Raw genomic sequence first — 26941 nt, 5'->3', positions numbered from 1 at the left:
ATACAAACATATAGTATAACTATTTGAATAAAGAACTGAAAAAAGCCCTTAATAGGGGATTAGTTTATAACGAGGTGAATGGAGCATTGTTATCGGAATTATCGATTAGAAACTTTGCTATTATTGAGGCATTAAATATTTCTTTTCAAAAAGGATTAACGGTTTTAAGTGGTGAAACAGGGGCCGGAAAATCGATTATTATTGATGCGATTAGTTTGCTTGTAGGTGGCCGTGGTTCAGCAGAATTTGTTCGATATGGAACAGAAAAAGCTGAGATCGAGGGGCTATTTTATGTAGAAGATGATAAGCATCCATGTATTGAAAAGGCAGAAGAGTTGGATATAGAAATAGAAGACGGCATGATTATTTTGAAGCGTGATATCGCTGCAAACGGAAAGAGTGTATGTCGTGTAAATGGGAAACTGGTTACCCTTAGTATATTAAAAGAAATTGGAAAAACACTTGTTGATATTCATGGGCAGCACGAAACACAAGATTTAATGAATGAAGAGCGTCATCTATTTATGCTCGATCATTTTGATGGAGAGCGTATTGTTAAACAATTGGATAGATACCAAAACGTATACGCTGACTATGAGAAGTTAAAAAAACAGTTAAAATCGTTAAGTGAAAATGAACAACAAATGGCGCATCGCTTAGATTTAATTCAATTCCAGCATGAAGAAATCCGTAAGGCGGATTTAAAGATGGATGAAGAAAATGAATTAACTGAAGAACGATTGCAAATTTCTAATTTCGAAAAAATTTACAAAGCATTAGGTGATGCATATCGCTCGTTAAGCGCTGACGGACAAGGATTAGATAATGTACGAAGCGCAATGGGACAAATGGAGAGTATTACACATTTAGATGAAGTGTATCAAGAGAATCATGATTCAATTGCAAATAGTTATTACTTATTAGAAGAAGTTGCGTATCAACTGAGAGAAAAGCTCGATATGATGGAATATGATCCGAATCGTTTAGACGAGATTGAAACGCGTTTAAATGAAATTCGTATGCTAAAGAGAAAATATGGAAATACTGTAGAAGAGATTTTAGCGTATGCTGATAAAATTGAACAAGAAATTTTTACGATTGAAAATAAAGACGTTCATATTGAAACGACGAAGAAGCAGTTAAAGGAATTAGAAAGTGTCATTCTGAAAGAAGCAACGTTGTTAAGTAATATGCGTCATGAGCTTGCAGAACATCTTACAAATGCTATTCATCAGGAATTAAAAGAATTATATATGGAAAAAACAAAATTTGAAGTGAGAATCATGAAGAGAGAAGGAAATGCTGAAGAGCCTCTTGTGGAGGGGGCCCCGGTAAGACTTACGTCGGATGGCTACGATCATGTGGAATTTTATATTTCAACAAATCCAGGTGAGCCGCTAAAACCACTTTCAAAGGTCGCTTCTGGCGGAGAGTTATCTCGTATTATTTTAGCTTTAAAAAGCATTTTTTCTAAGCATCAAGGTGTTGCATCTGTTATTTTTGATGAGGTGGATACAGGTGTAAGTGGTCGAGTTGCACAGGCTATTGCAGAAAAAATTTATCGAGTATCTGTAAACTCGCAAGTACTTTGTATTACGCACTTACCTCAAGTAGCTTCAATGGCGGATTCACATTTATTTATTCGAAAACAGGTAGCGAATGATCGAACAATTACGTCAGTTACCGTTTTAACTATGGAGGATAAAGTAACAGAAATAGCTCGAATGATTTCTGGTGTGGAAATTACAGATTTAACGACAGAACATGCGAAAGAATTACTTACGCAAGCGCATCATTTTAAACAGACAGCAGAGGCTATCCAGTAATGGATAGCTTTTTTTCTCAAATAATGATTACTTAATTCTTCCGGTTATAAATAAAGCACTGCAAGGAGAGATTAAAAAGTGAGGCCAAGAGGCTGAATGTGGGGTAGGAGCGAGGAGAGTGAACAAATTGAAATTAGAAAGATTTCGCAAAATAATAGGTATTTGTCTCCTTGTTTCTTTAGTTTTTATTGGATGTTTTAAACCGCTTCGGACGTTTATTTCATCCCCGAAGCAGATTGTTGTCTTTGAAGGACAACAATCAGAAATAGCTTCATTATCAGTATTTAAAGCTTCATCTACAGATCGTCATGTGTTTACAGTGAGTTCAAATGAACAAAAACAAGGACTTATGGTAAATTCTCATCAAAATGGTGAAGCGGATATGGTGTTTCAACTTGCTGGTTTTCCAGTAAAAAAAGTAAATGTGAAAGTATTGAAAGATTTCAAAGTTATTCCAGGTGGGCAATCAATTGGTGTGAAGTTAAACACAAAAGGGGTACTTGTTGTAGGCCATCATTTAATTCAAACTGAAAAAGGGAAAGTATCTCCTGGTGAAACAGCTGGTGTGCAAATTGGAGATATGATTACTGAAATTAATGGTAAAACAATTGAAAAAATGAGTGATGTAGCACCATTTATTCATAGTAGTGGTGAAACAGGTGAACCGCTTAATCTTGTTTTGTTAAGAGATGGAAAATACATCCGCACTAAGTTAACACCACAAAAAGACAGTGGTGAATCGTCTTATCGTATCGGTTTATATATTCGTGATTCGGCAGCTGGAATCGGAACAATGACATTTGTTCATCCTGATTCCATGAAATATGGGGCACTTGGTCATGTCATTTCTGATAACGATACGAAAAAGCCGATTCAAGTCGAAGATGGACAAATTATGCGTTCAACGGTTACATCAATTGAAAGAGGTAGTCATGGGAATCCAGGAGAGAAATTAGCAAGGTTCTCACCAGATCGTGAAGTGATTGGTAATATTACAATAAATAGTCCATTTGGTATTTTTGGGAAATTGAATACAAATATGACAAATGGCGTAATGGATAAAGCAATGCCTATTGCATTATCTCATCAAGTAAAAGAGGGACCGGCAAAAATATTAACAGTTATTGATCAAGATAAAGTGGAAGCGTTTGATATTGAAGTTGTTAGTACAGTACCGCAAAAGTTTCCGGCTACAAAAGGTATGGTAATAAAAGTAACAGACAAACGTTTATTAGCGAAGACGGGTGGTATCGTACAAGGAATGAGCGGAAGTCCAATTGTACAAAACGGGAAAGTAATTGGTGCTGTTACACATGTATTCGTAAATGATCCGACATCAGGATATGGTGTTCATATTGAATGGATGTTACATGAGGCTGGAATTAACATTTATGATCAAGAAAGAAAAGCGAGCTAATTATTTAATTAGCTCGCTTTTCTGTTGAAAAATTCGTTGAAATTTTGTAAAAGCTCCGCAAGAGGTGTTTTTTGTTGTAAAATAAAAGAAAAGGGTTGAACGTTTCGTTGTATTTCTATGATGGAATGTGTTGCGAAAGGGAATAAATGGACGATAAACATATTTTTTTGTGATTTTATCGGAAAGTAACAAACTTTAAAAGGGAATTTTCACACAATTGTCGAACAATTCATGTAGCCTAGAAGGATACACATGTCGGAGAATCGATTCGGTAAGGGAGGAAAAGCTGTGGAGAAAATTAAAGTATGTCTTGTGGATGATAATAAAGAATTAGTATCAATGCTAGAGAGTTATGTAGCTGCTCAAGATGATATGGAAGTAATCGGTACTGCTTATAATGGTCAAGAGTGTTTAAATTTATTAACAGATAAGCAGCCGGATGTACTTGTTTTAGACATTATTATGCCACATTTAGATGGGTTAGCTGTATTAGAGAAAATGCGACATATTGAAAGGCTAAGACAGCCTAGCGTAATTATGTTGACAGCATTTGGACAAGAAGATGTGACGAAAAAAGCAGTTGACTTAGGTGCTTCTTATTTCATATTAAAACCATTTGATATGGAGAATTTAACGAGTCATATTCGTCAAGTGAGCGGTAAGGCGAACGCTACCATTAAACGTCCACTTCCATCTTTCCGTTCAGCAACGACAATAGATGGAAAACCGAAGAACTTAGATGCGAGCATTACGAGTATCATTCATGAAATTGGTGTGCCTGCTCATATTAAAGGGTATATGTACTTAAGAGAAGCAATCTCTATGGTGTACAACGATATCGAATTACTTGGATCTATTACGAAAGTATTGTATCCAGATATTGCAAAGAAATATAATACAACAGCAAGCCGTGTCGAGCGTGCAATCCGTCACGCAATTGAAGTAGCATGGAGTCGTGGGAATATTGATTCTATTTCGTCCTTATTTGGTTATACAGTATCCATGTCAAAAGCAAAACCTACGAATTCCGAGTTTATCGCAATGGTTGCGGATAAGCTGAGACTTGAACATAAGGCTAGCTGAGAGTAAAAGTAGTAAGGGATTTAAGTTTTAGTAAAGCTTAATCATTCTTTAAATTTATACTCCATATTAAATTTAAAACTAATGAACTTTTTATTTAATGACCAATGAATGTTAGAATTCGTTGGTCTTTTTATTTTGTTGAAAAAAAGAGGGGAAGTAATATCAATTTTATTGAAATTATTTTGGTAGATGAAAATGGCTTGTTTGATATTATGGAAAATAAATCCTGTTTTTAGTAATGTTACATATAAGTGAGTTTTTTATAAGACCATTAAATAGGTATACATAGGGAGACGGAAAATAAAATATTAACTTGGCTAGGAATAGTAGCAGCTATGGGAGTTCTTGCTGTTGCGGTTACATTTGGAATGTTAGAACTTGCCGATAATCCAGTAGATAAAGAAGTGAGTGCTCAAATAGATAAAAAAGAAGATCTGACGATAGTAGGTAGAGAGGTAGATGGAGTCTTTGTTGATGTGTATGTTACTGAAAATTCTACTGAAAGCGAAGTTATTACAGCGATGCATCACATGACTCATCAAAAAGTAGTGGCAGAACGAAAATCGGGATTTATCCCAATGGTTCAAAATAATGCTGAAAAATTAAAAAAATCATAAATAAGAGTAGCTTTGCGAAGAGAAATGAGCTTTTAGCAATTGCTGATAGATGGGCGAAAAAAGACGTTAGTCAAATTGTAGAAGATCACAATTATTTCTCGGATGCTCAAGAAGGTAACACTTGTAAAGCTACTAGAGAAATGGATGCGATAGAAGAGCAATATTATATTTTAACTACATTCGGGGAGGAAAAAGCGAAAGAACTATACAATTCAGGAGACGCGCCACATGTGCAATAAAATGAACCTTTAATTAGTAGAGGCCCATCCTGCACTTAACGTCCTTGCCAAATTGTGAGCCGGGATTTTTAATGTCTGTAAATAGTGAGATAAATTATAGAGTATTTAGAAGCTTTCTTTTAGGGAGCTCTTTTTATTTACTTCGATACATATTTATATAGAAAAATGCAGTGAAAATAAGGATATGTACAAGAAATACGTGGGTTGGACATCATCATCTCTATAACGTATTATTGATTGGGAAAAGTTAAAGATATAGGAGAATGGATGAATGACTTTTAAAAAAATAGTGAATCGAGCTTACCCAATCATTGTTATGACGGTGTTTTTAGCTATATTTTCAATGATAGTAAGTAAATTTTTTATCCCGAAAACAATATTGATGAGTGGTGAATTTCCTTATCCCACTGAGGAGTATACTCCAAAAAAAGTCGGTGCTGTTATAGCGGCGACGTTGCTTTTATTTGCACTCTTCTTTATGTATTATAAATGGGTTATTAATAAAATGAAAAGAACGTACACAAATATTATGATTGCTTTAGGTATCATAATCATTTTGATGATGGAAATAATTATTACTTCCATAGCATTTAACCCTGTTGTAGGGGATTATGCCATCCTTAAACAAGGGATTGTCTCTGTGTTTAATGGAGATAATCAATTTTTAGAAATGGGGCAGCTTCTATTTTATCCATATAATACACATATTGTATTATTAGGAGGATATTTTGCTAAATTGGTAGGAAGCGTAGATTTAGCGATAAAAATATTACCAATAGTGTGTATAACAGGTAGTATTATTTTCAATGTATTGATTGTAAGAAAAATTACAAATTTTAAAGTTGCTCACATATCGATCGTGTTATCTGTGCTAAATATTTTTATATATTGGCAGGCGCCAGTTTTCTATACACATACATTAGTAATATTTTTTATTTCAGCAACGATGTATACATATTTGTGCTTGAAAACGGCGGAAACCAAAAGAATGAAGATTATTTTATGGATTTTATTAGGGGTTTTTGCAGCTTGTACTTATATTATAAGACCGACAGCATTAGCCGTAGCGTTAGCGATTTTAATTGAAAATATTTTTAAGTTTCGTAAGGAATATTCTGTAAAGGTGTTAAGTAGTGTTTTATTTTGTTTAATTCTTATTATAAGTTTTAAAGGTATAACGACAAAGCTAAATCTCAGTACCGATAATGAAATTGAAAAAATTCCATTCACTCATTGGGTGAAAATGGGTCTGAACAAAGATACGTATGGTGTGTGGAATCAGGCAGATGCAGATTATATTGATGATGAAAATATAAAGAATACGAAGGATTTGAATGAACACAATAAAGAAGTTATAGTGCAGCGTTTCAGTGAACTTGGTGTAACGGGTTATGTACAACATTTAAATGAAAAAATAACTAGAGAATGGGTATCGAGCCAGTTCTCTATGTACCGTATTGGACAATGGTTTGAGCAGAAGAACGACACTGTAACTAATTACGTATCGAACTATAGTACAACGAATTATAAAATCGTTACTGTATATTCGTATATTATCAAATTATTCGTTTATGTAGCTGTTCTGGCAGCTATTATTCTTTATAAAAAGAAAGATGAAAATGAATCGGAAGTTATACGAATTGCGATGATTAGTACGTTAGGGGTATTTACTTTCTTGTTACTATGGGAAACAGCTCCTCATTATACTTATGAGGCATTTGCATTTATGAATATTCCAGCTTCTTTAGGATTGTATAAATTGTTTATGATTTTTAACAAAGAAAAGAAAAATGCATAATTTGAGTAACTGAAACGAGTAGTAAGAAACCCCCTCTTTTATTAAAAGAGGGGGTTTCATTTAATTGACTATAAATATTTGAAAAAAGATTAAATGGAATCATAGTATATCCGTTAAAGGATTTTAGCGGGGAAGTCATACGTGATATAATAGAGAATAATAAAAAGTCCTGCAAAACAGGACTGTATTATTCTTCGTCTTTATTTTGTTTTTCTAATTCAACTAACTTTTGAATTAAAATGTGCTGCGGCATATGCATAAGTTGTTCAAGTGGAACACCTAATGCTTTTGATAGGCGGACTGCAGTGTCTGGAGAAATTTGTAATGGTCTCATAGAAGTACCTCCTTTTTCGTATAGTATAGCATAAGATTGGGGGAGTGAGGATGACTCTTATATTTGCACATCGTGGTGCAGCGGGAACATACCCAGAAAATACAATGATTTCATTTGAAGCAGCTGAATCTTTTAGAGCAGATGGAATTGAACTTGATGTTCAATTAACGAAAGACGGAAAGGTTGTCGTCATTCATGATGAAACAGTGAACAGGACAACAAATGGAAAAGGTGCGGTTCGAAATTATTTATATGAGGATTTATGTAAATTAGATGCGAGCTATAAATTTGGTGATAAAGTAGGTTTTTGTAAAATACCTCTTTTAGAAGAGGTGTTAGAATGGATTGAAAAAACACAGTTGCTACTTAATATTGAACTTAAAAATAATAAATTTCCATACAGAGGTTTAGAGGAAGAAGTTATAACGCTTGTACGGAAATTTAGTCTAGAAGATCGTGTTATATTTTCTTCATTTAATCACTACAGTATGAAACGGTGTCATATGATGGCTCCTGATATTCAAACAGCGATTTTATATCGCGAAGGTTTGCATAGTCCGTGGGCATATGCGAAAAAAATGGGCGCTACAGCAGTGCACCCTAATTATCGTTACCTTCAAGATGCTGTTGCTGAACTAACGATGGAAAGTGATGTAGAGGTTCGGCCCTATACCATTAATGAAGAAACACTTATGCGTAAATATTTTGATATGAATATTTCGGCGATTATTACTGATTACCCTGAAACGGCAAGAATGTTATTGCCAATAAAAAAATGAGACCGCGTGTAACGGTCTCATTTTTTTATTTATAAATAGTGGGGCCTGCCTATCTTCTAAAGCGAGCTTGTACTTTATTTCGTTTGCGGTCTCGGTGTAAGACGAAGCCGCCAAAGATATAAAACCCGAGCCCGAAGCAAAGGGCGCCAATTAAAAATTGTAACGAGAGTATAGAGAGTGGAGGAAATAGAATCCCGAATACAGTATCTCTCATTAACTTAATGCCAAACACAGCTAATGAAATAGGGATGAGTGCTAATAATAGAGCAAGGTAACGCTGCATATAAACTCTCCTTTTCAGATTATTTCGTTTATTTTAATGATGTTATATGAAAAGGGGGTTTGTCAAGAGGGGGCTGAACGAGTAAGATAAGGGTGTGAAAAATTTTGCAGAGATACTTCGAGAGGAAGTGTAACATATGAAACAAAAAGTTTTAATTGTTGGTGCAGGTGAAGGTGGCAGTACACTACTGAATCTGTTGCAAAGTTCGAATATATTTCAAATTATAGGGATTATTGATATAAATCCGATAGCAACAGGGTTACAAATGGCTAAAGAATATGGGGTTACAATTGGAGAGAGTGTAACTCCGTTTCTTTCTATGCACATTGATGTAATGTTTGATATGACAGGTGACGCTGATTTACATAAAGATTTATTAAAGAAAAAGCATAAAGATACTCTTCTTATACCAGGTGATATTGCGAAAATTGTAACGAGATTAGCACATGAGAAGGAAGATTTAATTGGAAAGTTAGAAGAACAAACGCAGCAAGGTGATTTAATTTTAAATTCTACGCATGACGGTATGATTGTAATCGATCGAGAGGGACAAGTTCGCCTATTTAATAAAAGTGCAGAGCGTATTATCGGGTATAAAAAAGAAGATGCAATAGGGAAATATATTTTAGAAGTTATTCCAACCAGTAAGTTGCTTCGTATTATACGTACGAAACAAATAGAAGTAAATTATGAACTGACATTAGAGAATGAAAAGAAAATTATTACAACACGTATTCCGATATTAAAAGAGGGAGGAGAGGTACAAGGGGCATTTGCGATTTTTAAAGATATAACAGAAGTTGTAGATCTTGCGGAAGAAGTTACAGATTTAAAAGAGGTTCAAACGTTACTTGAGGCGATTATCAACTCGTCTGAGGAAGCAATTTCAGTCGTGGATGAAAAAGGAAGAGGATTAGTAATTAACCCTGCGTATACGAAATTAACAGGTTTAACAGAAGAGGACATTATTGGGAAGCCGGCTACAACCGATATTGTAGAAGGTGAAAGTATGCATATGAAAGTACTTCGAACGCGTAGGGCGGTACGAGGTATACATATGAAGATTGGACAAAAGAAGCGTGATGTAATTGTAAACGTAGCGCCAGTTATAGTGGATGGGATATTGAAAGGAAGCGTCGGTGTAATTCGTGATGTATCGGAAATTCAAAAGTTAACAAATGAATTGAATAGAGCAAGGCAAATTATCCGAACGTTAGAAGCGAAATATTCATTTGATGATATTGTCGGAAATTCAGATGAAACAACAGCCGCTATTGAACAGGCGAAACTTGGAGCAAATACACCAGCAACAGTGTTACTACGCGGAGAGTCCGGGACAGGTAAAGAATTGTTTGCGCATGCAATTCACAATGGAAGTAATCGAAAATATAATAAATTCGTTCGTGTAAACTGTGCGGCTATTTCGGAGACGTTGTTAGAAAGTGAATTATTCGGTTATGAGGAAGGTGCATTTTCTGGAGCGAAAAGAGGCGGGAAACGTGGTTTCTTTGAGGAAGCGAACAATGGAAGTATTTTTTTAGATGAAATAGGAGAGCTATCTGCAAATACGCAAGCGAAGCTCCTTCGAGTACTGCAGGAAAAAGAGATTGTAAAAGTTGGTGGAACGAAAGCGATACCTATTAATGTGAGAGTAATCGCAGCGACGCATGTGAATTTAGAAAAGGCAATTCTAGAAGGGGAGTTTAGGGAGGATTTATATTATCGATTAAATAAAATCCCGATTCAAATCCCGTCTCTTCGTCAACGTAAGGGGGACATACCATCGATTGCAGAAAGGTTAATTCAAAAAATTAACCAAGATTATGGCCGGAATGTAGAAGGGCTTACTGATTCAGCGGTTTCGTATTTACAATCATATGAATGGCCAGGAAATGTAAGGGAACTTGAGAATATTTTAGGACGAGCTATTATCTTTATGAATTATAACGAGATATATATTGATGTACATCATTTACCACCTTTACATAAAGAAGAGCAGACGGAGTTAAAACAAAATAACTTATTACCGGAATTAGAAGAAAAGCCACTTGAACATTTAGTGACAGAGTTTGAAGGGAATATCATTCATGAATATTTAGAGAGATTTGATGGAAATAAAACAAAAACTGCAAGAGCATTAGGAATTTCAGTTCGAAATTTATATTACAAGCTAGAAAAGTATGACTGTGCAAAAAATAGCATGCAATAAATTGCGTACCATGCAATTTATTGCATGGTATACAAAATGCGACAAATAAAGACAGAATGTTTTGTTATTTTCCAAAGTATTGATTTTACTGCATTTTGAATGCGTTTTCATTATTGGTAAGACCACTTTTAAAAGTTGGCACGGTATTTGCTTTATAAATAGACGAGGGACGACGGAAAGGGTTGATTACAAAATATGAAGTTAGAACACTTAATTGATCAAGCAGCAGGACAGCCTAAAAAAACTGTGGCTGTAGCAGTAGCTGAAGATCATGAAGTAATTGAAGCTGTAGCGAAAGCAATTAAATTACAGCTAGCTCAATTTCGTCTATATGGAAATCAAGAAAAAATAATGGGGATGTTACAAGAACATGGTTTACAAACTTCAGAACATATTGAAGTGATTGCAGCACAGTCAAGTGCTGAGGCTGCAGAACTTTCTGTTAAAGCTGTAAGAAATGGCGAAGCAGATGTGCTTATGAAGGGGAACATCCCAACAGCAAATATTTTGAAAGCTGTATTAAATAAAGAGTGGGGACTTCGTAAAGGTAGCGTACTTTCACACGTTGCAGCATTTGAAGTTCCAAATTACGATCGTCTGATTTTTGTTACAGATGCAGCGATGAACATTGCACCTGATGTAACACAAAAAGCTGCTATTATACAGAATACTGTAGAAGTTGCCCAGGCAATAGGAATGGATTTGCCAAAGGTAGCACCAATTGCAGCGGTAGAGGTTGTTAATCCTGCGATGCAAGCGACAATTGATGCAGCGATGTTAACTCAAATGAATCGCCGCGGACAAATTAAAAATTGTGTCGTTGATGGACCACTTGCTTTAGATAATGCAGTATCACAAATTGCAGCAGAACATAAAGGCATAGTAAGTGATGTAGCAGGTAAGGCAGACATTTTACTCGTCCCAACGATTGAAGCTGGAAATGTGCTATATAAATCACTCGTATACTTTGCGGATGCAAAAGTAGGAGCAATGATTGCTGGCGCAAAAGCACCGATTGTTTTAACATCTCGTGCTGATTCAGCAGAAACAAAAGTATATTCATTAGCATTGGCAGTTGCGACTGCTTCAAAATAAACCAAATAGGGTAAAACACTAGGGGGAAACGACAATGACATTAGAAATCTTCGAATACTTAGAAAAATATGATTATGAGCAAGTAGTATTTTGTCAAGATAAAGAATCTGGTTTAAAAGCAATCATTGCAATTCATGATACAACACTTGGACCGGCTCTTGGTGGAACAAGAATGTGGACATATGATTCTGAAGAAGCGGCGATTGAAGATGCATTGCGTCTTGCAAAAGGGATGACATACAAAAACGCAGCAGCTGGCTTAAACTTAGGTGGTGCGAAAACAGTAATTATCGGTGATCCACGTAAAGATAAGAGCGAAGCGATGTTCCGTGCATTAGGACGCTACATTCAAGGACTAAACGGACGTTACATTACAGCTGAAGATGTTGGTACAACAGTAGATGATATGGATATTATCCACGAAGAAACTGACTTTGTAACAGGTATTTCACCATCATTCGGTTCTTCTGGTAACCCATCTCCAGTAACTGCATACGGTGTTTATCGTGGTATGAAAGCAGCTGCGAAAGAGGCTTTCGGTACTGATAATTTAGAAGGAAAAGTAATTGCTGTTCAAGGCGTTGGTAACGTAGCATATCACCTATGCAAACATTTACATGCTGAAGGAGCAAAATTAATCGTTACAGATATTAATAAAGAAGCTGTACAACGCGCGGTAGAAGAATTCGGTGCATCAGCAGTTGAGCCAAATGAAATTTACGGTGTTGAATGTGATATTTACGCACCATGTGCATTAGGCGCAACAGTTAATGACGAAACTATTCCACAACTTAAAGCAAAAGTAATCGCAGGTTCTGCAAATAACCAATTAAAAGAAGATCGTCACGGCGACATGATTCATGAAATGGGTATTGTATACGCACCAGACTATGTTATTAATGCAGGTGGCGTAATTAACGTAGCAGACGAATTATATGGATACAATAGAGAACGTGCACTAAAACGTGTTGAGTCTATCTATGACACAATTGCAAAAGTAATCGAAATCTCAAAACGCGATGGCATAGCAACTTATGTAGCAGCAGATCGTCTAGCTGAAGAGCGCATTGCAAGCTTGAAAAACTCTCGTAGCACATACTTACGCAACGGTCACGATATTATTAGCCGTCGCTAATCATTCATATATAACTTTTACAAAAGGTGTGGTTACCTCTTATGAGGTTTCCACTTCCTTTTAAATTTATTAGTGGAGGTAGCAACATTGTCTGTAAATCGAATTCTTGTTATTAACCCAGGTAGTACATCCACAAAAATTGGTGTTTTTGATAATGAAAGACCTGTTCTAGAAGAAACGATTCGTCATGACGTAGAACAGATTGGAAAATATAAGCGAATTATCGACCAATATGAGTTTCGTAAAGAAACGATTTTAGAAGTTCTACATTCTCATGGTATTAACATTTCAAAATTAAACGCTGTTTGTGGGCGTGGTGGATTACTTCGTCCAATCGAAGGCGGTACGTATACAGTAAACGATGCAATGTTAGAAGATTTGAAAAATGGGTTTAGTGGTCATCACGCTTCAAATCTCGGAGGCATTTTAGCTTATGAAATTGCTTCGGGATTAAATATTCCTGCATTCATTGTGGATCCTGTCGTTGTAGATGAAATGGAGCCGATTGCTCGTATAAGCGGTATTGCTGGCATGGAACGCAAAAGTATCTTCCATGCATTAAATCAAAAAGCAGTTGCTCGTAAAGTAGCTGACCAATTAAACCACAAATACGAGGATTTAAATTTATTAGTTACACATATGGGCGGCGGTATTACAGTTGGTGCTCATAAAAAAGGAAAAGTTATCGATGTAAATAATGGCTTAAACGGAGAGGGACCATTTAGCCCAGAGCGTGCTGGTACAGTACCAGTAGGACAGCTAGTTGAAATGTGTTTCTCTGGTGAGTATTACCGAGACGAAATGGTGAAACAGCTTGTCGGACAAGGTGGACTTGTAAGTCTAATCGGTACAAATGATGCAATTAAAGTAGAGCAAATGGTTGAAAAAGGTGATCCTGAAGCAACTCTTATTTATAAAGCGATGGCATATCAAGTTGCAAAAGAAATTGGCGGAGCTAGTGCTGTGCTTCACGGGAAAATCGATGCAATCGTATTAACTGGTGGACTTGCGTACAGTAAAATTCTTGTTGATGAAATAAAAGAACGAGTGGACTGGATTGCAGATGTTATCGTACATCCAGGGGAAGATGAGTTAGAAGCGTTAGCAGAAGGAGCACTTCGTGTATTACGTGAAGAAGAAGCGGCGAAAGAGTATGTTGTAAGAGAAAAACAAACAGTAGCTAGGGGTTGAGATAATGGCAAGAGAATATGATTTAGTCATCGTTGGCGGCGGTACTGGTGGATATGTTGCTGCTATTCGTGCATCACAACTAGGTTTAAAAACTGCACTTGTTGAAAAAGAAAATCTTGGTGGTACTTGTTTACACAAAGGATGTATTCCTAGTAAAGCCCTTTTACGTAGTGCGGAAGTATTCGCAACTGCTAAAAAAAGCGAAGAGTTCGGGGTTATTGCAAGTAATGTAGAACTAAACTTTGCGAAAGTGCAAGAGCGTAAAGAGAAGATTGTAACGCAACTTCATAAAGGCGTTCAACACTTAATGAAACAAGGTAAAATTGATGTGTTTGAAGGTATTGGCCGTATTCTTGGCCCATCTATTTTCTCTCCGATGCCAGGGACAATTTCAGTTGAACTTGCAAGTGGAGAAGAGAATGAAATGTTAATTCCAAAAAATGTACTTGTTGCAACAGGTTCTCGTCCGAATTCATTACCAGGTTTAGAATTAGACGGAGAGTACGTAATGTCTTCTGATCATGCCCTAAAAATGGAAACGCTTCCTAGCTCGATTATTATCGTTGGTGGCGGTGTAATCGGTATTGAGTGGGCATCTATGCTTGCTGACTTCGGTGTAGAAGTTACAGTATTAGAGTATGCGAAAACGATACTACCACTAGAAGATCAAGACGTTTCAAAAGAAATGCAACGTCTATTCAAGAAAAAAGGTATTAAAGTGGTAACTGGTGCAAAAGTATTACCAGAAACATTGGTAAAAGATAATGGAGTAACAATTCAAGCTGAACATAACGGTGAGAATAAAGAATTTAAAGCAGAAAAAATGCTTGTATCTGTAGGAAGACAAGCTAATACGCAAAATATTGGTTTAGAGAATACGGATATCGTTGTGGAAAAAGGATACATTCAAACAAATGAGTTTTATCAAACGAAAGAATCGCATATTTACGCAATCGGTGATGTAATCGGTGGCTTACAGCTTGCTCACGTTGCTTCTCATGAAGGAATTGTTGCAGTAGAACATATTGCTGGTAAAGAAGTTACACCAATTGATTATTCTATGGTATCAAAATGCGTATATAGCAGTCCAGAAGTTGCTTCTGTCGGTTTAACAGAACAAGAAGCGAAAGAAAAAGGCTATAAGTTAAAGGTAGGTAAATTCTCATTCCGTGCAATCGGAAAAGCACTTGTATATGGCGAATCTGATGGCTTTGTAAAACTTGTAGTTGATGAAGAAACAAATGACATTCTTGGTGTTCATATGATTGGACCGCATGTAACAGATATGATTTCTGAAGCGGGTCTTGCAAGAGTACTTGATGCAACACCTTGGGAAGTAGCACATACAATTCATCCGCATCCATCATTATCTGAGGCGATTGGTGAAGCAGCATTAGCTGTAGATGGAAAAGCGTTACACGCATAAAAATGTGGATTTAGGAGGTTATGAAAAATGGCAGAAGTAAAAGAAAAGCGCCATGAAGAGCTTGGCTTAAGTGATGAGCAAGTATTAGAAATGTTCCGTACGATGTTACTTGCACGTAAAATCGACGAACGTATGTGGTTATTAAACCGTGCTGGTAAAATTCCATTCGTAATTTCTTGTCAAGGACAAGAGGCTGCGCAAGTTGGAGCGGCGTTCGCTCTTGATAGAGAGAAAGATTATGCATTACCATACTACCGTGATATGGGTGTTGTACTAGCATTTGGTATGACAGCTAAAGAGCTTATGTTGTCTGCTTTCGCGAAAGCTGGAGATCCAAACTCTGGTGGCCGTCAAATGCCTGGTCACTTCGGTCAAAAGAAAAATCGTATTGTGACAGGATCATCTCCAGTAACAACACAAGTACCACATGCAGTTGGTATTGCATTAGCTGGAAAAATGGAGAAGAAAGATTTAGTAACGTTTGTTACATTTGGAGAAGGTTCTTCAAACCAAGGTGACTTCCATGAAGGGGCAAACTTTGCTGGTGTACACAAACTACCTGTTATTTTCATGTGTGAAAATAATAAATACGCAATCTCTATTCCAGTTGAAAAACAATTAGCATGTAAAAACGTATCAGATCGTGCAATTGGTTACGGTATGCCTGGATATACAATAGACGGAAACGATCCGCTTGCAGTATATAAAGCTGTAAAAGAAGCGGCAGACCGCGGCCGTCGTGGTGAAGGCCCAACTTTAATTGAAACAGTATCATATCGTTTAACAGCGCATTCTAGTGATGACGATGATCGTGTTTATCGTGATAAAGAAGAAGTTGAAGAAGCAAAGAAAAAAGATTCAATTATAACATTTGCAGCTTATTTAAAAGAAGCTGGCGTGTTAACTGAGGAATTTGAAAAACAAATGTTAGACGAAATTATGCATATCGTAAATGAAGCAACAGAATATGCAGAAAATGCTCCGTATGCAGCACCTGAAGATGCATTGAAGCACGTATACGCAGAATAGGGGGGAACGTTTCATGGCTGTAATGTCTTATATTGATGCTATTACATTAGCAATGCGCGAAGAAATGGAACGCGATGAGAAAGTATTCGTTTTAGGAGAAGATGTTGGTAAAAAAGGTGGCGTATTTAAAGCGACACACGGTTTGTATGATCAATTTGGTGAAGATCGTGCGCTTGATGCACCGCTTGCAGAATCTGCAATTGCTGGGGTAGCAATTGGTGCGGCAATGTATGGTATGCGTCCAATCGCTGAAATGCAGTTTGCAGATTTCATCATGCCAGCAGTAAACCAAATTGTTTCTGAGGCAGCAAAAATTCGTTATCGTTCTAATAACGATTGGACTTGTCCAGTTACAATTCGTGCGCCATTTGGCGGCGGTGTTCACGGTGCATTGTATCATTCACAATCTGTGGAAGCGATGTTTGCAAACCAACCAGGTTTAAAAATTGTTATCCCTTCTACACCATATGATGCAAAAGGCTTATTAAAAGCAGCAATTCGTGATGAAGATCCAGTATTATTCTTTGAGCATAAACGTGCATATCGCTTAATTAAAGGTGAAGTGCCAGAGGATGATTACGTATTACCAATTGGAAAAGCAGATGTAAAACGCGAAGGTGATGATATTACTGTTATCACGTACGGATTATGTGTTCACTTTGCACTTCAAGCAGCTGAAAAGTTAGCGCAAGATGGCATCTCTGCACACGTTCTTGATTTACGTACTGTATATCCATTAGATAAAGAAGCAATCATTGAAGCAGCTTCTAAAACAGGTAAAGTTCTTCTTGTAACAGAAGACAATAAAGAAGGAAGTATTATGAGTGAAGTGGCAGCAATTATTGCTGAAAACTGTCTGTTTGATTTAGATGCGCCAATCGCACGACTTGCAGGTCCAGACGTGCCAGCAATGCCATATGCACCAACAATGGAAAAATTCTTTATGGTAAATCCAGATAAAGTTGAAAAAGCAATGCGTGAACTTGCGGAATTTTAATCGGGGGGACTATACATGGCTGTAGAAAATATTACAATGCCTCAGCTCGGGGAGAGCGTTACAGAGGGTACAATTAGTAAATGGCTCGTAAATGTTGGCGATCACGTAAATAAGTATGATCCGCTTGCAGAAGTAATGACTGATAAAGTAAATGCTGAAGTACCATCTTCTTTCACTGGTATTGTGAAAGAGTTAATCGCTGGTGAAGGTGATACGTTAGCTGTAGGTGAAGTAGTTTGTGTTATTCAAGTAGAAGGCGCAGATGAAGTAGCAGCAACAGCTGTTGAGGAAAAAACAAAAGAAGAACCAAAGGCAGAAGTAACTACGCCTGAAAAAGCACCGAAAGCAAAACAACCAACTGATGGAAAACCACGTTTTTCACCAGCTGTGTTAAAACTTGCGGGTGAGCATAACGTTGATTTAGATTTAGTAGAAGGTACGGGAGCAAATGGCCGTATCACTCGTAAAGATATTTTAAAGCTGGTGGAATCTGGAAATATTCCGCAAGCAGGTGCGAAAAAAGAGGAATCGGTAGTAGCAGTAGCAGAAGCGCGTCCAGAAGCACCAAAAGCAGCGCCAGTAGCACAAAAAGTAGAACCTGCGAAAACAGTTTCTGTACCAACAATGCCTGGCGATATCGAAATTCCAGTAACAGGTGTGCGTAAAGCAATTGCAGCGAACATGTTACGTAGTAAACATGAAGCACCACACGCTTGGATGATGATTGAAGTAGATGTGACAAACCTTGTGTCATACCGTAATTCAATTAAAGGTGATTTCAAAAAACGCGAAGGCTTTAACTTAACGTTCTTTGCTTTCTTCGTAAAAGCAGTAGCGCAAGCGTTAAAAGAGTATCCTCAAATTAACTCAATGTGGGCTGGCGATAAAATCGTTCAGAAGAAAGATATTAACCTTTCTATCGCTGTTGCAACAGAGGACGAACTATTTGTACCAGTAATTAAACACGCGGACGAGAAGACGATTAAAGGTATCGCTCGTGAAATTACAGAGCTTGCAGGAAAAGTACGTACGAAATCGTTAAAAGCGGACGAAATGCAAGGTGGAACATTTACAATTAATAACACAGGATCATTCGGTTCTGTTCAATCTATGGGTATTATTAATTACCCACAAGCGGCTATTTTACAAGTTGAATCAATTGTAAAACGCCCAGTAATTATGGACAATGGTATGTTCGGTGCTCGCGATATGGTTAACTTATGTTTATCACTTGATCACCGTGTACTAGATGGCTTAATTTGTGGTAAGTTCTTAGGACGTGTAAAAGAAATTCTAGAAAATACGTCAGAAAATAATACATCTGTATATTAATAAAAAGCTCGCTTATGCGAGCTTTTTATCATCTTATTTCTTCATTTACATCCTACTATATGTAAAACACTTTTCCCGGCAATCTTACAATGAACGAGTATGTATTAGAAATTTACGAAAATACATTGCTGATATATGGTATATAGATATAAAATAAGAAAAGAATAATTTTTTTGGCAAATCTTACTGACGAAACTGTAGTATAATATATTGTATTGTATGAAAAAGAGAGTTATTCTATATAAGTGTTTTATAGATAATGTGTAATCAGTCGTCAAAACATGAAGAATGTTGACTCCTGGTTTTTTATTTTGCTGTAACAATGTTTCAGGAGGATGTCATGAAAAGAAGTACCGAGTTTCTAAAAAGTTTAGATGTAAAATTAATATTAATTTTGTTAGCATTATGTGTTACGAGTATAGCTGCTATATATAGCAGTCAGCAAACTGGCCAATATGGAGAGGCAAACTTTGCGATGAAACAGGGTTTGAACTACATAATTGGAGTTGTATTGTTATTGCTTGTTGCAAGCATCGACTTAGATCAATTACAAAAATTGTCTTGGCCACTTTATATCGTTGGATTTGGTTCACTTATTCTTTTGAAAATACTACCGGTTTCCACTTTCACACCTGAAAAATTAGGTGCAAAAAGATGGTTTGTATTTCCGTTAGTTGGACAAATTCAACCATCTGAGTTTTTCAAAATTTCATTGCTTCTCGTAGTAGCAAGTATAGCAGTGAAACATAATGCACAGTATATGGCAAGAACATTCCAAACGGATTTACAATTAGTAGGTAAAATTGTGCTAGTATCCCTACCGCCTATGGCTGTTGTATATAGCCAACCGGATACAGGGATGGTGTTCTTATATGCTGCTGCAATTGCATGTATTTTATTTATGTCAGGTATTCAGAAGAAATTGATAGCGTTATGTACAGTTATTCCAGTCACCATATTATCTGCGTTAATATTTATTTACGTAAGGTATGAGGATTTCTTCTTTAATAATTTAGTTACTTTACTAAAACCTCACCAACAATCACGTATTTTAGGTTGGTTAGATCCATTTGAACATACAGATCAAGGTTATCAAACACAGCAATCGATTTTAGCTGTAGGTAGTGGCGGTATGGAAGGGAAAGGATTTGGCGAAGGGAACGTCTATATCCCTGAGAAGCATACTGACTTTATTTTCGCTACAATTGCCGAAGAAGGTGGATTTATCGTAGCAGCGTTAGTTGTATTCTTGTTCCTATTACTACTATATCGAACAATTATTATCGGTTATTCTGCTGATAATTTATTCGGTACATTATTATGTGCTGGATCAATTGGGATATTAACGGTTCAAATATTCCAAAACATCGGTATGATCGTTGGATTAATGCCTGTAAAAGGGATTGCATTACCTTTCTTATCATATGGGGGAAGTTCCTTGTTCTCAAATATGATTATGATGGGTCTCATATTATCGGTACGAAAAACGTATAAAAAATATATGTTTTCCGTCAAGTGAAAAAAGCTGATTCGTTTTTAAACGAATCAGCTTTTTTACATATATGCTCTTAAACGTTGCAAACTAAAACAGAATAGCAGTTTGAGATGGTAAGGAGTGCAAAGTGATGCATATGCATATTTTTGAAGGGGCACGGCATCTTTCTAATAGTGAATGGGTTATTCGGGCTATCATAGCATACATATTTTTAATATTAGTTGCGAAAGCGATGGGACAAAGGTCCATCGCACAACTTCGTTTTTTAGATGTCGTATTAGTGTTATTGCTTGGTGGGAATATTTCTAACGCATTATCTGATGAAAAAGTGGGATTACTCGGTTCGATGATTACAACGTTCATACTCGTTGTACTTCACATTATAAGCTCAGTTCTAATGTTGAAATGGGATAGATGGAGACGCTTTTTAGAGCCAGCACCTATTATTCTTATACACAATGGTTCCATTGATTTTAGCAATTTGAAAAAAGCGAGAATTACGGTGGAATATTTATTTTCGGAACTTCGTATGCGAAATGTGAGCGATATTCAAACGGTTAAATTAGCACTATGGGAAGCGAGCGGTGTTGTTTCTATATTTCGGTATCCAGAATATGAAGCAGTCTCGCGGCTGGATCTTAAAGTAGCGGGAAAAAAATCTCCAGTTTCTTTTGTATTAGTAAAGGATGGGAGGATTCAGCAAGATGTTCTTGCTTTATTAGGAAAAACAGAAGAGTGGGCGAAAGAGTTTTTAGAGAAGAGTGCGGAAATCGAATCCATTATGTTAGCTACAGTGGATGAAGCACATAAAATAAATATTTTGTTAAAAAAATGAAAAATATACGCATTTTGTCTTTTCATACATATGATACAATAGTGTGGACAACGAAAAAGGAGGGATACGATGGGATATGTAGAAGAATTACGAAAAATAGTTGGTCATCGCCCTTTAATTTTAGTTGGTGCTGTTGTACTCGTTATAAATGAAAATGGATATGTATTACTACAGCAACGAACAGAGCCGTACGGAAAATGGGGGCTGCCTGGTGGGCTCATGGAACTTAGTGAATCACCAGAAGAAACAGCTTACCGGGAAGTATATGAAGAGACAGGAATAAAAGTGAAGAACTTACGATTAATTAATGTATTTTCTGGAGCGAACTATTTTACAAAATTAGCAAACGGTGATGAATTTCAATCTGTCACAACAGCTTATTATACGGATGAATACGAAGGGAACTTTGTTATGAACAAAGAAGAAGCGGTTCAGCTTAAATTTTTCCAAGTAACAGAACTACCTGACTATATTGTAGGATCTCATAAAAAAATGATTGTTGAATATATGAAGATTATGGAAAAAAAGATATAATAATAGTGAAAGAAATACAAAAACACAGCTCTGGTTGGTAGTCCAGACGCATGATTTTATGTCAGTAACCTTCCCCTCCGGGATGTCCCGTATTTCTAATTTTTTAAAGGGGGGGCTGTCAATGGATTTGACAGTATATCACGATGGTCAATTTTTTGTAGGGATTATTACATGTAAAGAAAAAGGGAAGTTGTATGGAGCAAGGTATATTTTTGGAACGGAACCTTCAGACGAAGAAGTGCTTATATTTGTGAACGGTTCAATGTTAGCGTATTTTCAGCACTTTGCAAAATGTGGTGTGGAAGTGAAAGAAAAACAGCGTCCCAAAAATATAAAGCGGATTATACGACAAGCAGCAAAAGCAGTAAATGTAAACCGTTTTACTAAGGCGCAAGAGGCAATTAGCTTATCTTATGAATTGCATAAACAAGAAAAGAAAGTGCAATCTAAAGAGAAGCGAGAAGCTGAAAAACAAAGAAGACGCTTAATCAAGGTACAAAAAGCAAAGCAAAAACATCGTGGTCATTAAAAAAAGGTGTTAGAGCCCTGCTCTAACACCTTTTCTATGCTGAAATACAAGTAAACTTACTTGTATTTCATAAACATTAACTGGTAAGATACAAATAGGTAGTTTTAGAGGAGGGAAAAGATTGATTAATTTTAACTTTTTTATGAATGATGTTGTCCGCCAAGCGCGTGAAGAGATTGTTTCTGCTGGATATACAGAATTGACGACGCCGGAAGCAGTAGAAGAAGCGTTTCAAAGAAATGGAACAACACTTGTAATGGTAAACTCTGTATGTGGTTGTGCAGGTGGTATTGCTCGTCCTGCTGCTGCGCATTCCGTACATTATGATAAACGTCCTAACCATCTTGTAACAGTGTTTGCAGGTCAAGATAAAGAAGCAACAGCAAAAGCTCGTGAATATTTCGAAGGGTATCCACCTTCTTCTCCATCATTCGCTTTATTAAAAGATGGAAAAATTGTAACGATGGTAGAGCGTCATGAAATTGAAGGTCATGAACCAATGCAAGTAATTGCAAAACTACAATCTTATTTCGAAGATAATTGTGAAGAACTATAAAGTGAAACTTTAATCAGTGGGGGTGGTTCATCCCCACTGATTATTAGTTGAACCAATCGGGCTTTTACGGGCAGTTGATCCCCCATCTAACTTCTTTGTTTTTGCTAAATGTTGAGATGGGGGTCTTACTGCCCGTTAAAGCGGGATAAAAATAAGCGAAAAGGCGGTACGTCCACAATCAAGTGGATGTACCGCCTTTTTTATTTAGTATTAAAATTTATGGGACATGCATAGTTATGTTGTTTTATGCATTATTTTATACATGTTAAACATTGTTAATAGTGTTATTTCATTTATTTTTATTTTATATATTGCATAAAAATGAAAGTGCTGATACAATACAAACATCGAATAAATATTCTATTAAACTTTTAAATATACATTATTAGGGGGAAGAAAGATGAAGAAGTTATTATCAATATCGTTTGCACTTATTTTAATTGTAAGTATGTTCAGCGCATGTAGTAATGGGGAAGAAAAAGCTACTGGAAAAAATAAAAAAGTACTGGTTATGGGGACTTCAGCAGATTATAAACCATATGAATACGTGGAAGCTTCAAAAAGTGATGAAATTATCGGCTTTGATGTTGATGTTGCTAAATATATCGGAAAAGAACTTGGTTATGAAGTGAAAGTGAAAGATATGGATTTTGGTGGTTTATTAGCATCTCTTAGCTCAGGAAAAGTTGATTTCGTAATGGCAGGTATGACGCCAACTGCAGAGCGTAAAAATAATGTTGATTTCACAGATATTTATTTTGTTGCAAAAAACATGGTCGTTTCTAAAAAGGATTCTAACATTAAATCTGTAGAGGATTTAAAAGGAAAAAAAGTAGGGGTACAAACAGGATCTATTCAAGAAGAGAAAGCAGCAGAATTTAAAAAACAAGTAGATTTCAAAGTTGAGGGACGTGACCGCATACCAGAAATCGTACAAGAAATTAAAGCTGGTCGTTTTGATGCTGCAATTATAGAAGACACAGTTGCTAAAAATTATTTAGAGAAAATGAAAGATTTACAAGGAATTGAAATTAAAGAAGCGCCAGAAGAAGTAGGAGCAGCAATTGCCCTTCCAAAAAATAGTGATAAAACAGCTGAATTTAATAAAGTAATTAAAAAAATGCAAGAAAATGGAGAAATGGATAAATTAGTGAAGAAATGGTTTGGCAGCGAAAAATAAGCTGCCTTTCACTTTTCTGTGAGGGGAATGAAAAGAATGAACTTAGATTTTTCGGCGATTACGCCTTCGATACCGTATATATTAAAAGGTCTAGAAGTTACTTTGAAAATTGTGGCAGTATCAGCGTTAGCAGGATTTATTTTAGGAACGTTATTAGCACTTTGTAAAATTGCTAGAATACGAGCATTAAATATAGCGGCAGATCTTTATACATCAATTTTCCGTGGTACACCACTTGTATTGCAATTAATGATTATTTATTTCGGTGTCCCGCAAATAATTGGTTATGAAATACCAGCCTTCTTAGCAGCTGTACTTGCATTTAGCTTAAATTCAGGTGCATATATGTCAGAAGTAATCCGTGCGGGTATTCAAGCAGTGGATAAAGGACAAACAGAAGCAGCGATGGCTTTAGGGATTCCTTACGGGAAAATGATGAGAAATATCATTTTCCCTCAAGCATTAAAAAATATATTACCAGCGCTTGTGAACGAGTTTGCGACTCTTACGAAAGAATCGGCTGTAGTAACAGTAATAGGGGCGACGGATTTAATGCGCCGTGCTTACATTGTCGGTGGTGAAACGTTTAAATATCTTGAACCATTACTTTTTGTTGGCCTGATTTATTATACGTTAGTTATTATTCTTACATTAGTCGGGAAGGCAATTGAAGGGAGAATGAAGAAAAGTGATTAAAATTGAAAACCTTCATAAATCATTTGGAAAAAACGAAGTATTAAAAGGGATTACAACAACGATTGAAAAAGGGGAAGTAGTTGCAATTATTGGACCGTCTGGATCAGGGAAATCAACATTTTTACGTTGTATGAATGTGTTAGAAGCACCGACAAATGGTCACATTTGGATTGGAATGGAAGAAGTAACGAATCCGAAAACGAATATTATGCACGTTCGTGAAAATGTCGGAATGGTATTTCAGCATTTTCATCTATTTCCTCATATGACTGTATTAGAAAATATTACGTATGCTCCTATTAATGTAAAAGGAGTAGCGAAGAATGAAGCTGAGAAAAAAGCTCAGGAACTTCTGGATAAAGTAGGATTACTTGATAAGAAAGATTCCTATCCAAACCGTCTTTCGGGAGGGCAAAAGCAACGTGTAGCAATAGCGAGAGCGTTAGCGATGGAACCAGAAGTGATGTTATTTGATGAACCAACATCAGCACTAGATCCAGAGATGGTGAAAGAAGTGTTAGAAGTTATGAAATCATTAGTTACGACAGGAATGACGATGGCGATTGTTACACATGAAATGGGATTTGCAAAAGAAGTGGCAGATCGTGTTCTCTTTTTAGATGGTGGAAAGCTTGTAGAAGATAGTGCGCCAGCAGAATTTTTTGCAGCACCGAAAAGTGAACGTGCGCAACAATTTTTACAAAAGATATTGTAATATGTAAAGGTTACGTGAATAATAAGTAGAAAAGGATGACATTGTGTCATCCTTTTTTTATACTAACTGTAAATACGTTTATACATATAGGAGCAATGCTATGTTCAAAATTGGATACCGTACAGTAAAAACAGCAATAGGGACAGGCGCAGCAGTTTTTATTGCTCAGTTATTAGGATTAGAATTTTATAGTTCAGCGGGGATTTTAGTTATATTATGTGTACAAAATACGAAGCGTAAATCACTTCAAGTATCGTTACATCGTTTTTTAGCTTGTATATTATCAATGGTATTCGCGTTTTGCATTTTTGAAACAATTGGATATACACCACTTGCAATCAGTGTATTATTACTTACATTTATTCCGACTGCAGTTATGCTTAAAATTCAAGAAGGTATTGTCACGAGTTCAGTTATTGTTATGCATCTATATTCATTGAAACAAATTACATGGCTTATTGTTGGAAATGAAATTGCGATATTAACGATAGGGATTAGCGTGGCTTTATTAGTAAATATGTATATGCCAAGTAGTGAAAATAAGCTAAAAGAGTATCAGGATAAAATAGAAAGTAATTTTAAAACAATTTTGTTTGAAATGGTCGTTTATTTACGAAATAGAGAAAGTAGTTGGAGCGGGGCAGAACTTATTGAAACTGAAAATATGCTAAATGAAGCAAGGGATTTATCGTTTAAGAAACTTGAGAATGCATTTATGCGAGAAGATGGTTATTACTATCGTTATTTTAATATGCGTATGCAACAATTCGAAATTTTAGAGCGGATGATACCATTAGCAGCTTCTTTATCATGGACATATGAACAAGCTGACATGATTGCGGATGTGGTTGAAAACATTGGGAATGCTATTAGCCCGGAGAGTACTGGGGTTATTTCCTTAAGACAGCTTCAAGAAATGAGAGAATTATTTAGAGACATGCCATTGCCAGTTACACGTGAAGAATTTGAAATACGTGCGAAACTTGTTCAACTTGTGTATGAAATGGAACAATATTTACTCATTAAAAGTCGCTTTAAGGGAAAGGATAATATAAAAGAACTTATATAGAAGGTAGGAATTATTTATGCCGTATCTTCTCTCTATCATATTATGTCTTTCTTTATCACCGATTTGGCCTCTTGGTGATAATCCACGTGCAGGAGATCCTTTTATTATTGTAAATAAAGCAACGAACAAATTAGCTTACATTGACGATGGAAAGATTCAAAGGGTTTTTCCAGTAGCGACAGGAAAAACAAATGAATTAACTCCAGAAGGAACTTTTGATGTTGTAATGAAAGCGAAGGATCCGTATTATATTGCGAAGGATATTCCAGGTGGATCACCGAAAAATCCACTTGGGTCAAGGTGGATTGGATTTAATGCAAGAGGAACTGATGGAAGTAAATATGGAATACATGGAACAAATCAACCTGGTTCAATTGGAAAGTATATTTCACAAGGATGTATAAGAATGAAGAAAAACGATGTGGAGTATTTATTTGATCGCATTCCAATCGGAACGAAAGTATGGATTGTGAAGTCGAAAAAATCATTTCAGCAATTGGCAAAAGAAAAAGGAGCCATTGCATATGAAAAAGCCAACGAAT

General features: G+C 36.2%; 25 protein-coding genes and 1 pseudogene. 24 read left to right on the top strand and 2 right to left on the bottom strand.

The window, feature by feature from the left end:
* Positions 1-86 precede the first annotated feature (86 nt).
* From recN to ACXY7N_RS11835, 5 genes and pseudogenes are all read left to right on the top strand, one after another.
* Positions 87-1826: a DNA repair protein RecN gene (gene recN / locus ACXY7N_RS11855; RefSeq protein WP_016086331.1), complete on the top strand. Its 1740-nt coding sequence runs from the start codon at positions 87-89 to the stop codon at positions 1824-1826.
* 118 nt (positions 1827-1944) lie between these two features.
* On the top strand, positions 1945-3243 hold the full coding sequence (gene spoIVB, locus ACXY7N_RS11850) for a SpoIVB peptidase (protein ID WP_016086332.1): 1299 nt from the start codon (positions 1945-1947) through the stop codon (positions 3241-3243).
* 288 nt (positions 3244-3531) lie between these two features.
* Complete coding sequence (spo0A, locus tag ACXY7N_RS11845) at positions 3532-4326, top strand: sporulation transcription factor Spo0A (protein WP_000411416.1); 795 nt, start codon at positions 3532-3534, stop codon at positions 4324-4326.
* Between the two features lie 335 nt (positions 4327-4661).
* Positions 4662-5182 (top strand): annotated as a pseudogene (locus tag ACXY7N_RS11840) (PRK06770 family protein).
* 271 nt (positions 5183-5453) lie between these two features.
* Positions 5454-6980, top strand: coding sequence for a glycosyltransferase family protein (locus ACXY7N_RS11835; RefSeq protein WP_016086349.1), 1527 nt, complete (start codon positions 5454-5456; stop codon positions 6978-6980).
* Between the two features lie 187 nt (positions 6981-7167).
* Here the strand turns inward: ACXY7N_RS11835 and ACXY7N_RS11830 are convergent, their stop codons facing one another.
* Positions 7168-7314, bottom strand: a complete 147-nt coding sequence (locus tag ACXY7N_RS11830; protein ID WP_001247671.1) for a YycC family protein — start codon at positions 7312-7314, stop codon at positions 7168-7170.
* A 50-nt stretch (positions 7315-7364) separates the two neighbouring features.
* Here ACXY7N_RS11830 and ACXY7N_RS11825 point away from each other — a divergent pair, with 50 nt between their 5' ends.
* A complete protein-coding gene (locus ACXY7N_RS11825; protein WP_016086350.1) occupies positions 7365-8093 on the top strand; it encodes a glycerophosphodiester phosphodiesterase in 729 nt (242 codons plus the stop codon).
* Between the two features lie 49 nt (positions 8094-8142).
* On the opposite strand, the gene ACXY7N_RS11820 is transcribed toward ACXY7N_RS11825, so the two are convergent.
* A complete protein-coding gene (locus ACXY7N_RS11820) occupies positions 8143-8376 on the bottom strand; it encodes a DUF2627 domain-containing protein (RefSeq protein WP_016086351.1) in 234 nt (77 codons plus the stop codon).
* A gap of 136 nt (positions 8377-8512) precedes the next feature.
* Here ACXY7N_RS11820 and ACXY7N_RS11815 point away from each other — a divergent pair, with 136 nt between their 5' ends.
* The 18 genes from ACXY7N_RS11815 to ACXY7N_RS11730 all read left to right on the top strand — a co-directional run.
* Positions 8513-10585, top strand: a complete 2073-nt coding sequence (locus ACXY7N_RS11815; RefSeq protein WP_016135326.1) for a sigma-54 interaction domain-containing protein — start codon at positions 8513-8515, stop codon at positions 10583-10585.
* Between the two features lie 195 nt (positions 10586-10780).
* Positions 10781-11680 (top strand): phosphate butyryltransferase, encoded by a 900-nt coding sequence (gene yqiS, locus ACXY7N_RS11810; protein ID WP_016086353.1) that lies wholly within the window; start codon positions 10781-10783, stop codon positions 11678-11680.
* Positions 11681-11714: 34 nt separating this feature from the next.
* On the top strand, positions 11715-12815 hold the full coding sequence (locus ACXY7N_RS11805) for a leucine dehydrogenase (RefSeq protein ID WP_016086354.1): 1101 nt from the start codon (positions 11715-11717) through the stop codon (positions 12813-12815).
* Positions 12816-12902: 87 nt separating this feature from the next.
* Complete coding sequence (gene buk / locus ACXY7N_RS11800; RefSeq protein ID WP_000115778.1) at positions 12903-14006, top strand: butyrate kinase; 1104 nt, start codon at positions 12903-12905, stop codon at positions 14004-14006.
* Positions 14007-14010: 4 nt separating this feature from the next.
* Positions 14011-15432, top strand: coding sequence for a dihydrolipoyl dehydrogenase (lpdA, locus tag ACXY7N_RS11795; protein ID WP_016086355.1), 1422 nt, complete (start codon positions 14011-14013; stop codon positions 15430-15432).
* Between the two features lie 27 nt (positions 15433-15459).
* Positions 15460-16461, top strand: coding sequence for a 3-methyl-2-oxobutanoate dehydrogenase subunit alpha (gene bfmBAA / locus ACXY7N_RS11790; RefSeq protein ID WP_000852549.1), 1002 nt, complete (start codon positions 15460-15462; stop codon positions 16459-16461).
* A gap of 13 nt (positions 16462-16474) precedes the next feature.
* Positions 16475-17458 (top strand): 3-methyl-2-oxobutanoate dehydrogenase subunit beta, encoded by a 984-nt coding sequence (gene bfmBAB / locus ACXY7N_RS11785; RefSeq protein ID WP_016086356.1) that lies wholly within the window; start codon positions 16475-16477, stop codon positions 17456-17458.
* A gap of 15 nt (positions 17459-17473) precedes the next feature.
* Entirely contained in the window at positions 17474-18790 is a 1317-nt protein-coding gene (locus tag ACXY7N_RS11780) for a dihydrolipoamide acetyltransferase family protein (protein WP_016135325.1), read from the top strand.
* A 340-nt stretch (positions 18791-19130) separates the two neighbouring features.
* A complete protein-coding gene (locus tag ACXY7N_RS11775) occupies positions 19131-20309 on the top strand; it encodes an FtsW/RodA/SpoVE family cell cycle protein (RefSeq protein ID WP_000831202.1) in 1179 nt (392 codons plus the stop codon).
* Between the two features lie 106 nt (positions 20310-20415).
* The gene (locus tag ACXY7N_RS11770) at positions 20416-21120 is read left to right on the top strand and encodes a DUF421 domain-containing protein (protein WP_016086358.1); all 705 of its coding nucleotides are present in this window, start codon (positions 20416-20418) and stop codon (positions 21118-21120) included.
* A gap of 69 nt (positions 21121-21189) precedes the next feature.
* Positions 21190-21654: an NUDIX hydrolase gene (locus ACXY7N_RS11765; protein ID WP_016086359.1), complete on the top strand. Its 465-nt coding sequence runs from the start codon at positions 21190-21192 to the stop codon at positions 21652-21654.
* Between the two features lie 121 nt (positions 21655-21775).
* The gene (locus tag ACXY7N_RS11760) at positions 21776-22183 is read left to right on the top strand and encodes a YjdF family protein (RefSeq protein ID WP_016086360.1); all 408 of its coding nucleotides are present in this window, start codon (positions 21776-21778) and stop codon (positions 22181-22183) included.
* Between the two features lie 142 nt (positions 22184-22325).
* Complete coding sequence (locus ACXY7N_RS11755; protein ID WP_170959980.1) at positions 22326-22739, top strand: BrxA/BrxB family bacilliredoxin; 414 nt, start codon at positions 22326-22328, stop codon at positions 22737-22739.
* Positions 22740-23139: 400 nt separating this feature from the next.
* The gene (locus ACXY7N_RS11750; protein WP_000735473.1) at positions 23140-23919 is read left to right on the top strand and encodes a transporter substrate-binding domain-containing protein; all 780 of its coding nucleotides are present in this window, start codon (positions 23140-23142) and stop codon (positions 23917-23919) included.
* A 36-nt stretch (positions 23920-23955) separates the two neighbouring features.
* Complete coding sequence (locus ACXY7N_RS11745; RefSeq protein ID WP_001046918.1) at positions 23956-24615, top strand: amino acid ABC transporter permease; 660 nt, start codon at positions 23956-23958, stop codon at positions 24613-24615.
* Complete coding sequence (locus ACXY7N_RS11740) at positions 24608-25330, top strand: amino acid ABC transporter ATP-binding protein (RefSeq protein ID WP_016086362.1); 723 nt, start codon at positions 24608-24610, stop codon at positions 25328-25330. The genes ACXY7N_RS11745 and ACXY7N_RS11740 overlap by 8 nt, the downstream gene beginning before the upstream one ends.
* Positions 25331-25430: 100 nt before the next feature.
* Entirely contained in the window at positions 25431-26399 is a 969-nt protein-coding gene (locus ACXY7N_RS11735) for an aromatic acid exporter family protein (protein ID WP_016086363.1), read from the top strand.
* 16 nt (positions 26400-26415) lie between these two features.
* A partial coding sequence (locus ACXY7N_RS11730) for a L,D-transpeptidase (protein WP_488592422.1) occupies positions 26416-26941 on the top strand: 526 nt, incomplete at its 3' end.

The sequence above is a fragment of the Bacillus sp. 5w2 genome, assembly GCF_054353775.1.
The sequence above is the reverse complement of the archived record's forward strand: the minus strand, read 5'-3'. Positions and strand labels throughout refer to the sequence as shown.

What these genes read in the sequence shown, in the direction of transcription:
- ACXY7N_RS11770 (WP_016086358.1), top strand. Translation starts at nt 20,416, where the DNA reads ATGCATATGCATATTTTTGAAGGGGCACGGCATCTTTCTAATAGTGAA.
- ACXY7N_RS11760 (WP_016086360.1), top strand. Translation starts at nt 21,776, where the DNA reads ATGGATTTGACAGTATATCACGATGGTCAATTTTTTGTAGGGATTATT.
- ACXY7N_RS11835 (WP_016086349.1), top strand. Translation starts at nt 5,454, where the DNA reads ATGACTTTTAAAAAAATAGTGAATCGAGCTTACCCAATCATTGTTATG.
- ACXY7N_RS11820 (WP_016086351.1), bottom strand. Translation starts at nt 8,376, where the DNA reads ATGCAGCGTTACCTTGCTCTATTATTAGCACTCATCCCTATTTCATTA.
- ACXY7N_RS11815 (WP_016135326.1), top strand. Translation starts at nt 8,513, where the DNA reads ATGAAACAAAAAGTTTTAATTGTTGGTGCAGGTGAAGGTGGCAGTACA.
- ACXY7N_RS11765 (WP_016086359.1), top strand. Translation starts at nt 21,190, where the DNA reads ATGGGATATGTAGAAGAATTACGAAAAATAGTTGGTCATCGCCCTTTA.
- lpdA (WP_016086355.1), top strand. Translation starts at nt 14,011, where the DNA reads ATGGCAAGAGAATATGATTTAGTCATCGTTGGCGGCGGTACTGGTGGA.
- ACXY7N_RS11825 (WP_016086350.1), top strand. Translation starts at nt 7,365, where the DNA reads ATGACTCTTATATTTGCACATCGTGGTGCAGCGGGAACATACCCAGAA.
- ACXY7N_RS11780 (WP_016135325.1), top strand. Translation starts at nt 17,474, where the DNA reads ATGGCTGTAGAAAATATTACAATGCCTCAGCTCGGGGAGAGCGTTACA.
- yqiS (WP_016086353.1), top strand. Translation starts at nt 10,781, where the DNA reads ATGAAGTTAGAACACTTAATTGATCAAGCAGCAGGACAGCCTAAAAAA.
- bfmBAA (WP_000852549.1), top strand. Translation starts at nt 15,460, where the DNA reads ATGGCAGAAGTAAAAGAAAAGCGCCATGAAGAGCTTGGCTTAAGTGAT.
- ACXY7N_RS11805 (WP_016086354.1), top strand. Translation starts at nt 11,715, where the DNA reads ATGACATTAGAAATCTTCGAATACTTAGAAAAATATGATTATGAGCAA.
- ACXY7N_RS11830 (WP_001247671.1), bottom strand. Translation starts at nt 7,314, where the DNA reads ATGAGACCATTACAAATTTCTCCAGACACTGCAGTCCGCCTATCAAAA.
- ACXY7N_RS11755 (WP_170959980.1), top strand. Translation starts at nt 22,326, where the DNA reads ATGAATGATGTTGTCCGCCAAGCGCGTGAAGAGATTGTTTCTGCTGGA.
- bfmBAB (WP_016086356.1), top strand. Translation starts at nt 16,475, where the DNA reads ATGGCTGTAATGTCTTATATTGATGCTATTACATTAGCAATGCGCGAA.
- ACXY7N_RS11735 (WP_016086363.1), top strand. Translation starts at nt 25,431, where the DNA reads ATGTTCAAAATTGGATACCGTACAGTAAAAACAGCAATAGGGACAGGC.
- ACXY7N_RS11750 (WP_000735473.1), top strand. Translation starts at nt 23,140, where the DNA reads ATGAAGAAGTTATTATCAATATCGTTTGCACTTATTTTAATTGTAAGT.
- ACXY7N_RS11775 (WP_000831202.1), top strand. Translation starts at nt 19,131, where the DNA reads ATGAAAAGAAGTACCGAGTTTCTAAAAAGTTTAGATGTAAAATTAATA.
- ACXY7N_RS11745 (WP_001046918.1), top strand. Translation starts at nt 23,956, where the DNA reads ATGAACTTAGATTTTTCGGCGATTACGCCTTCGATACCGTATATATTA.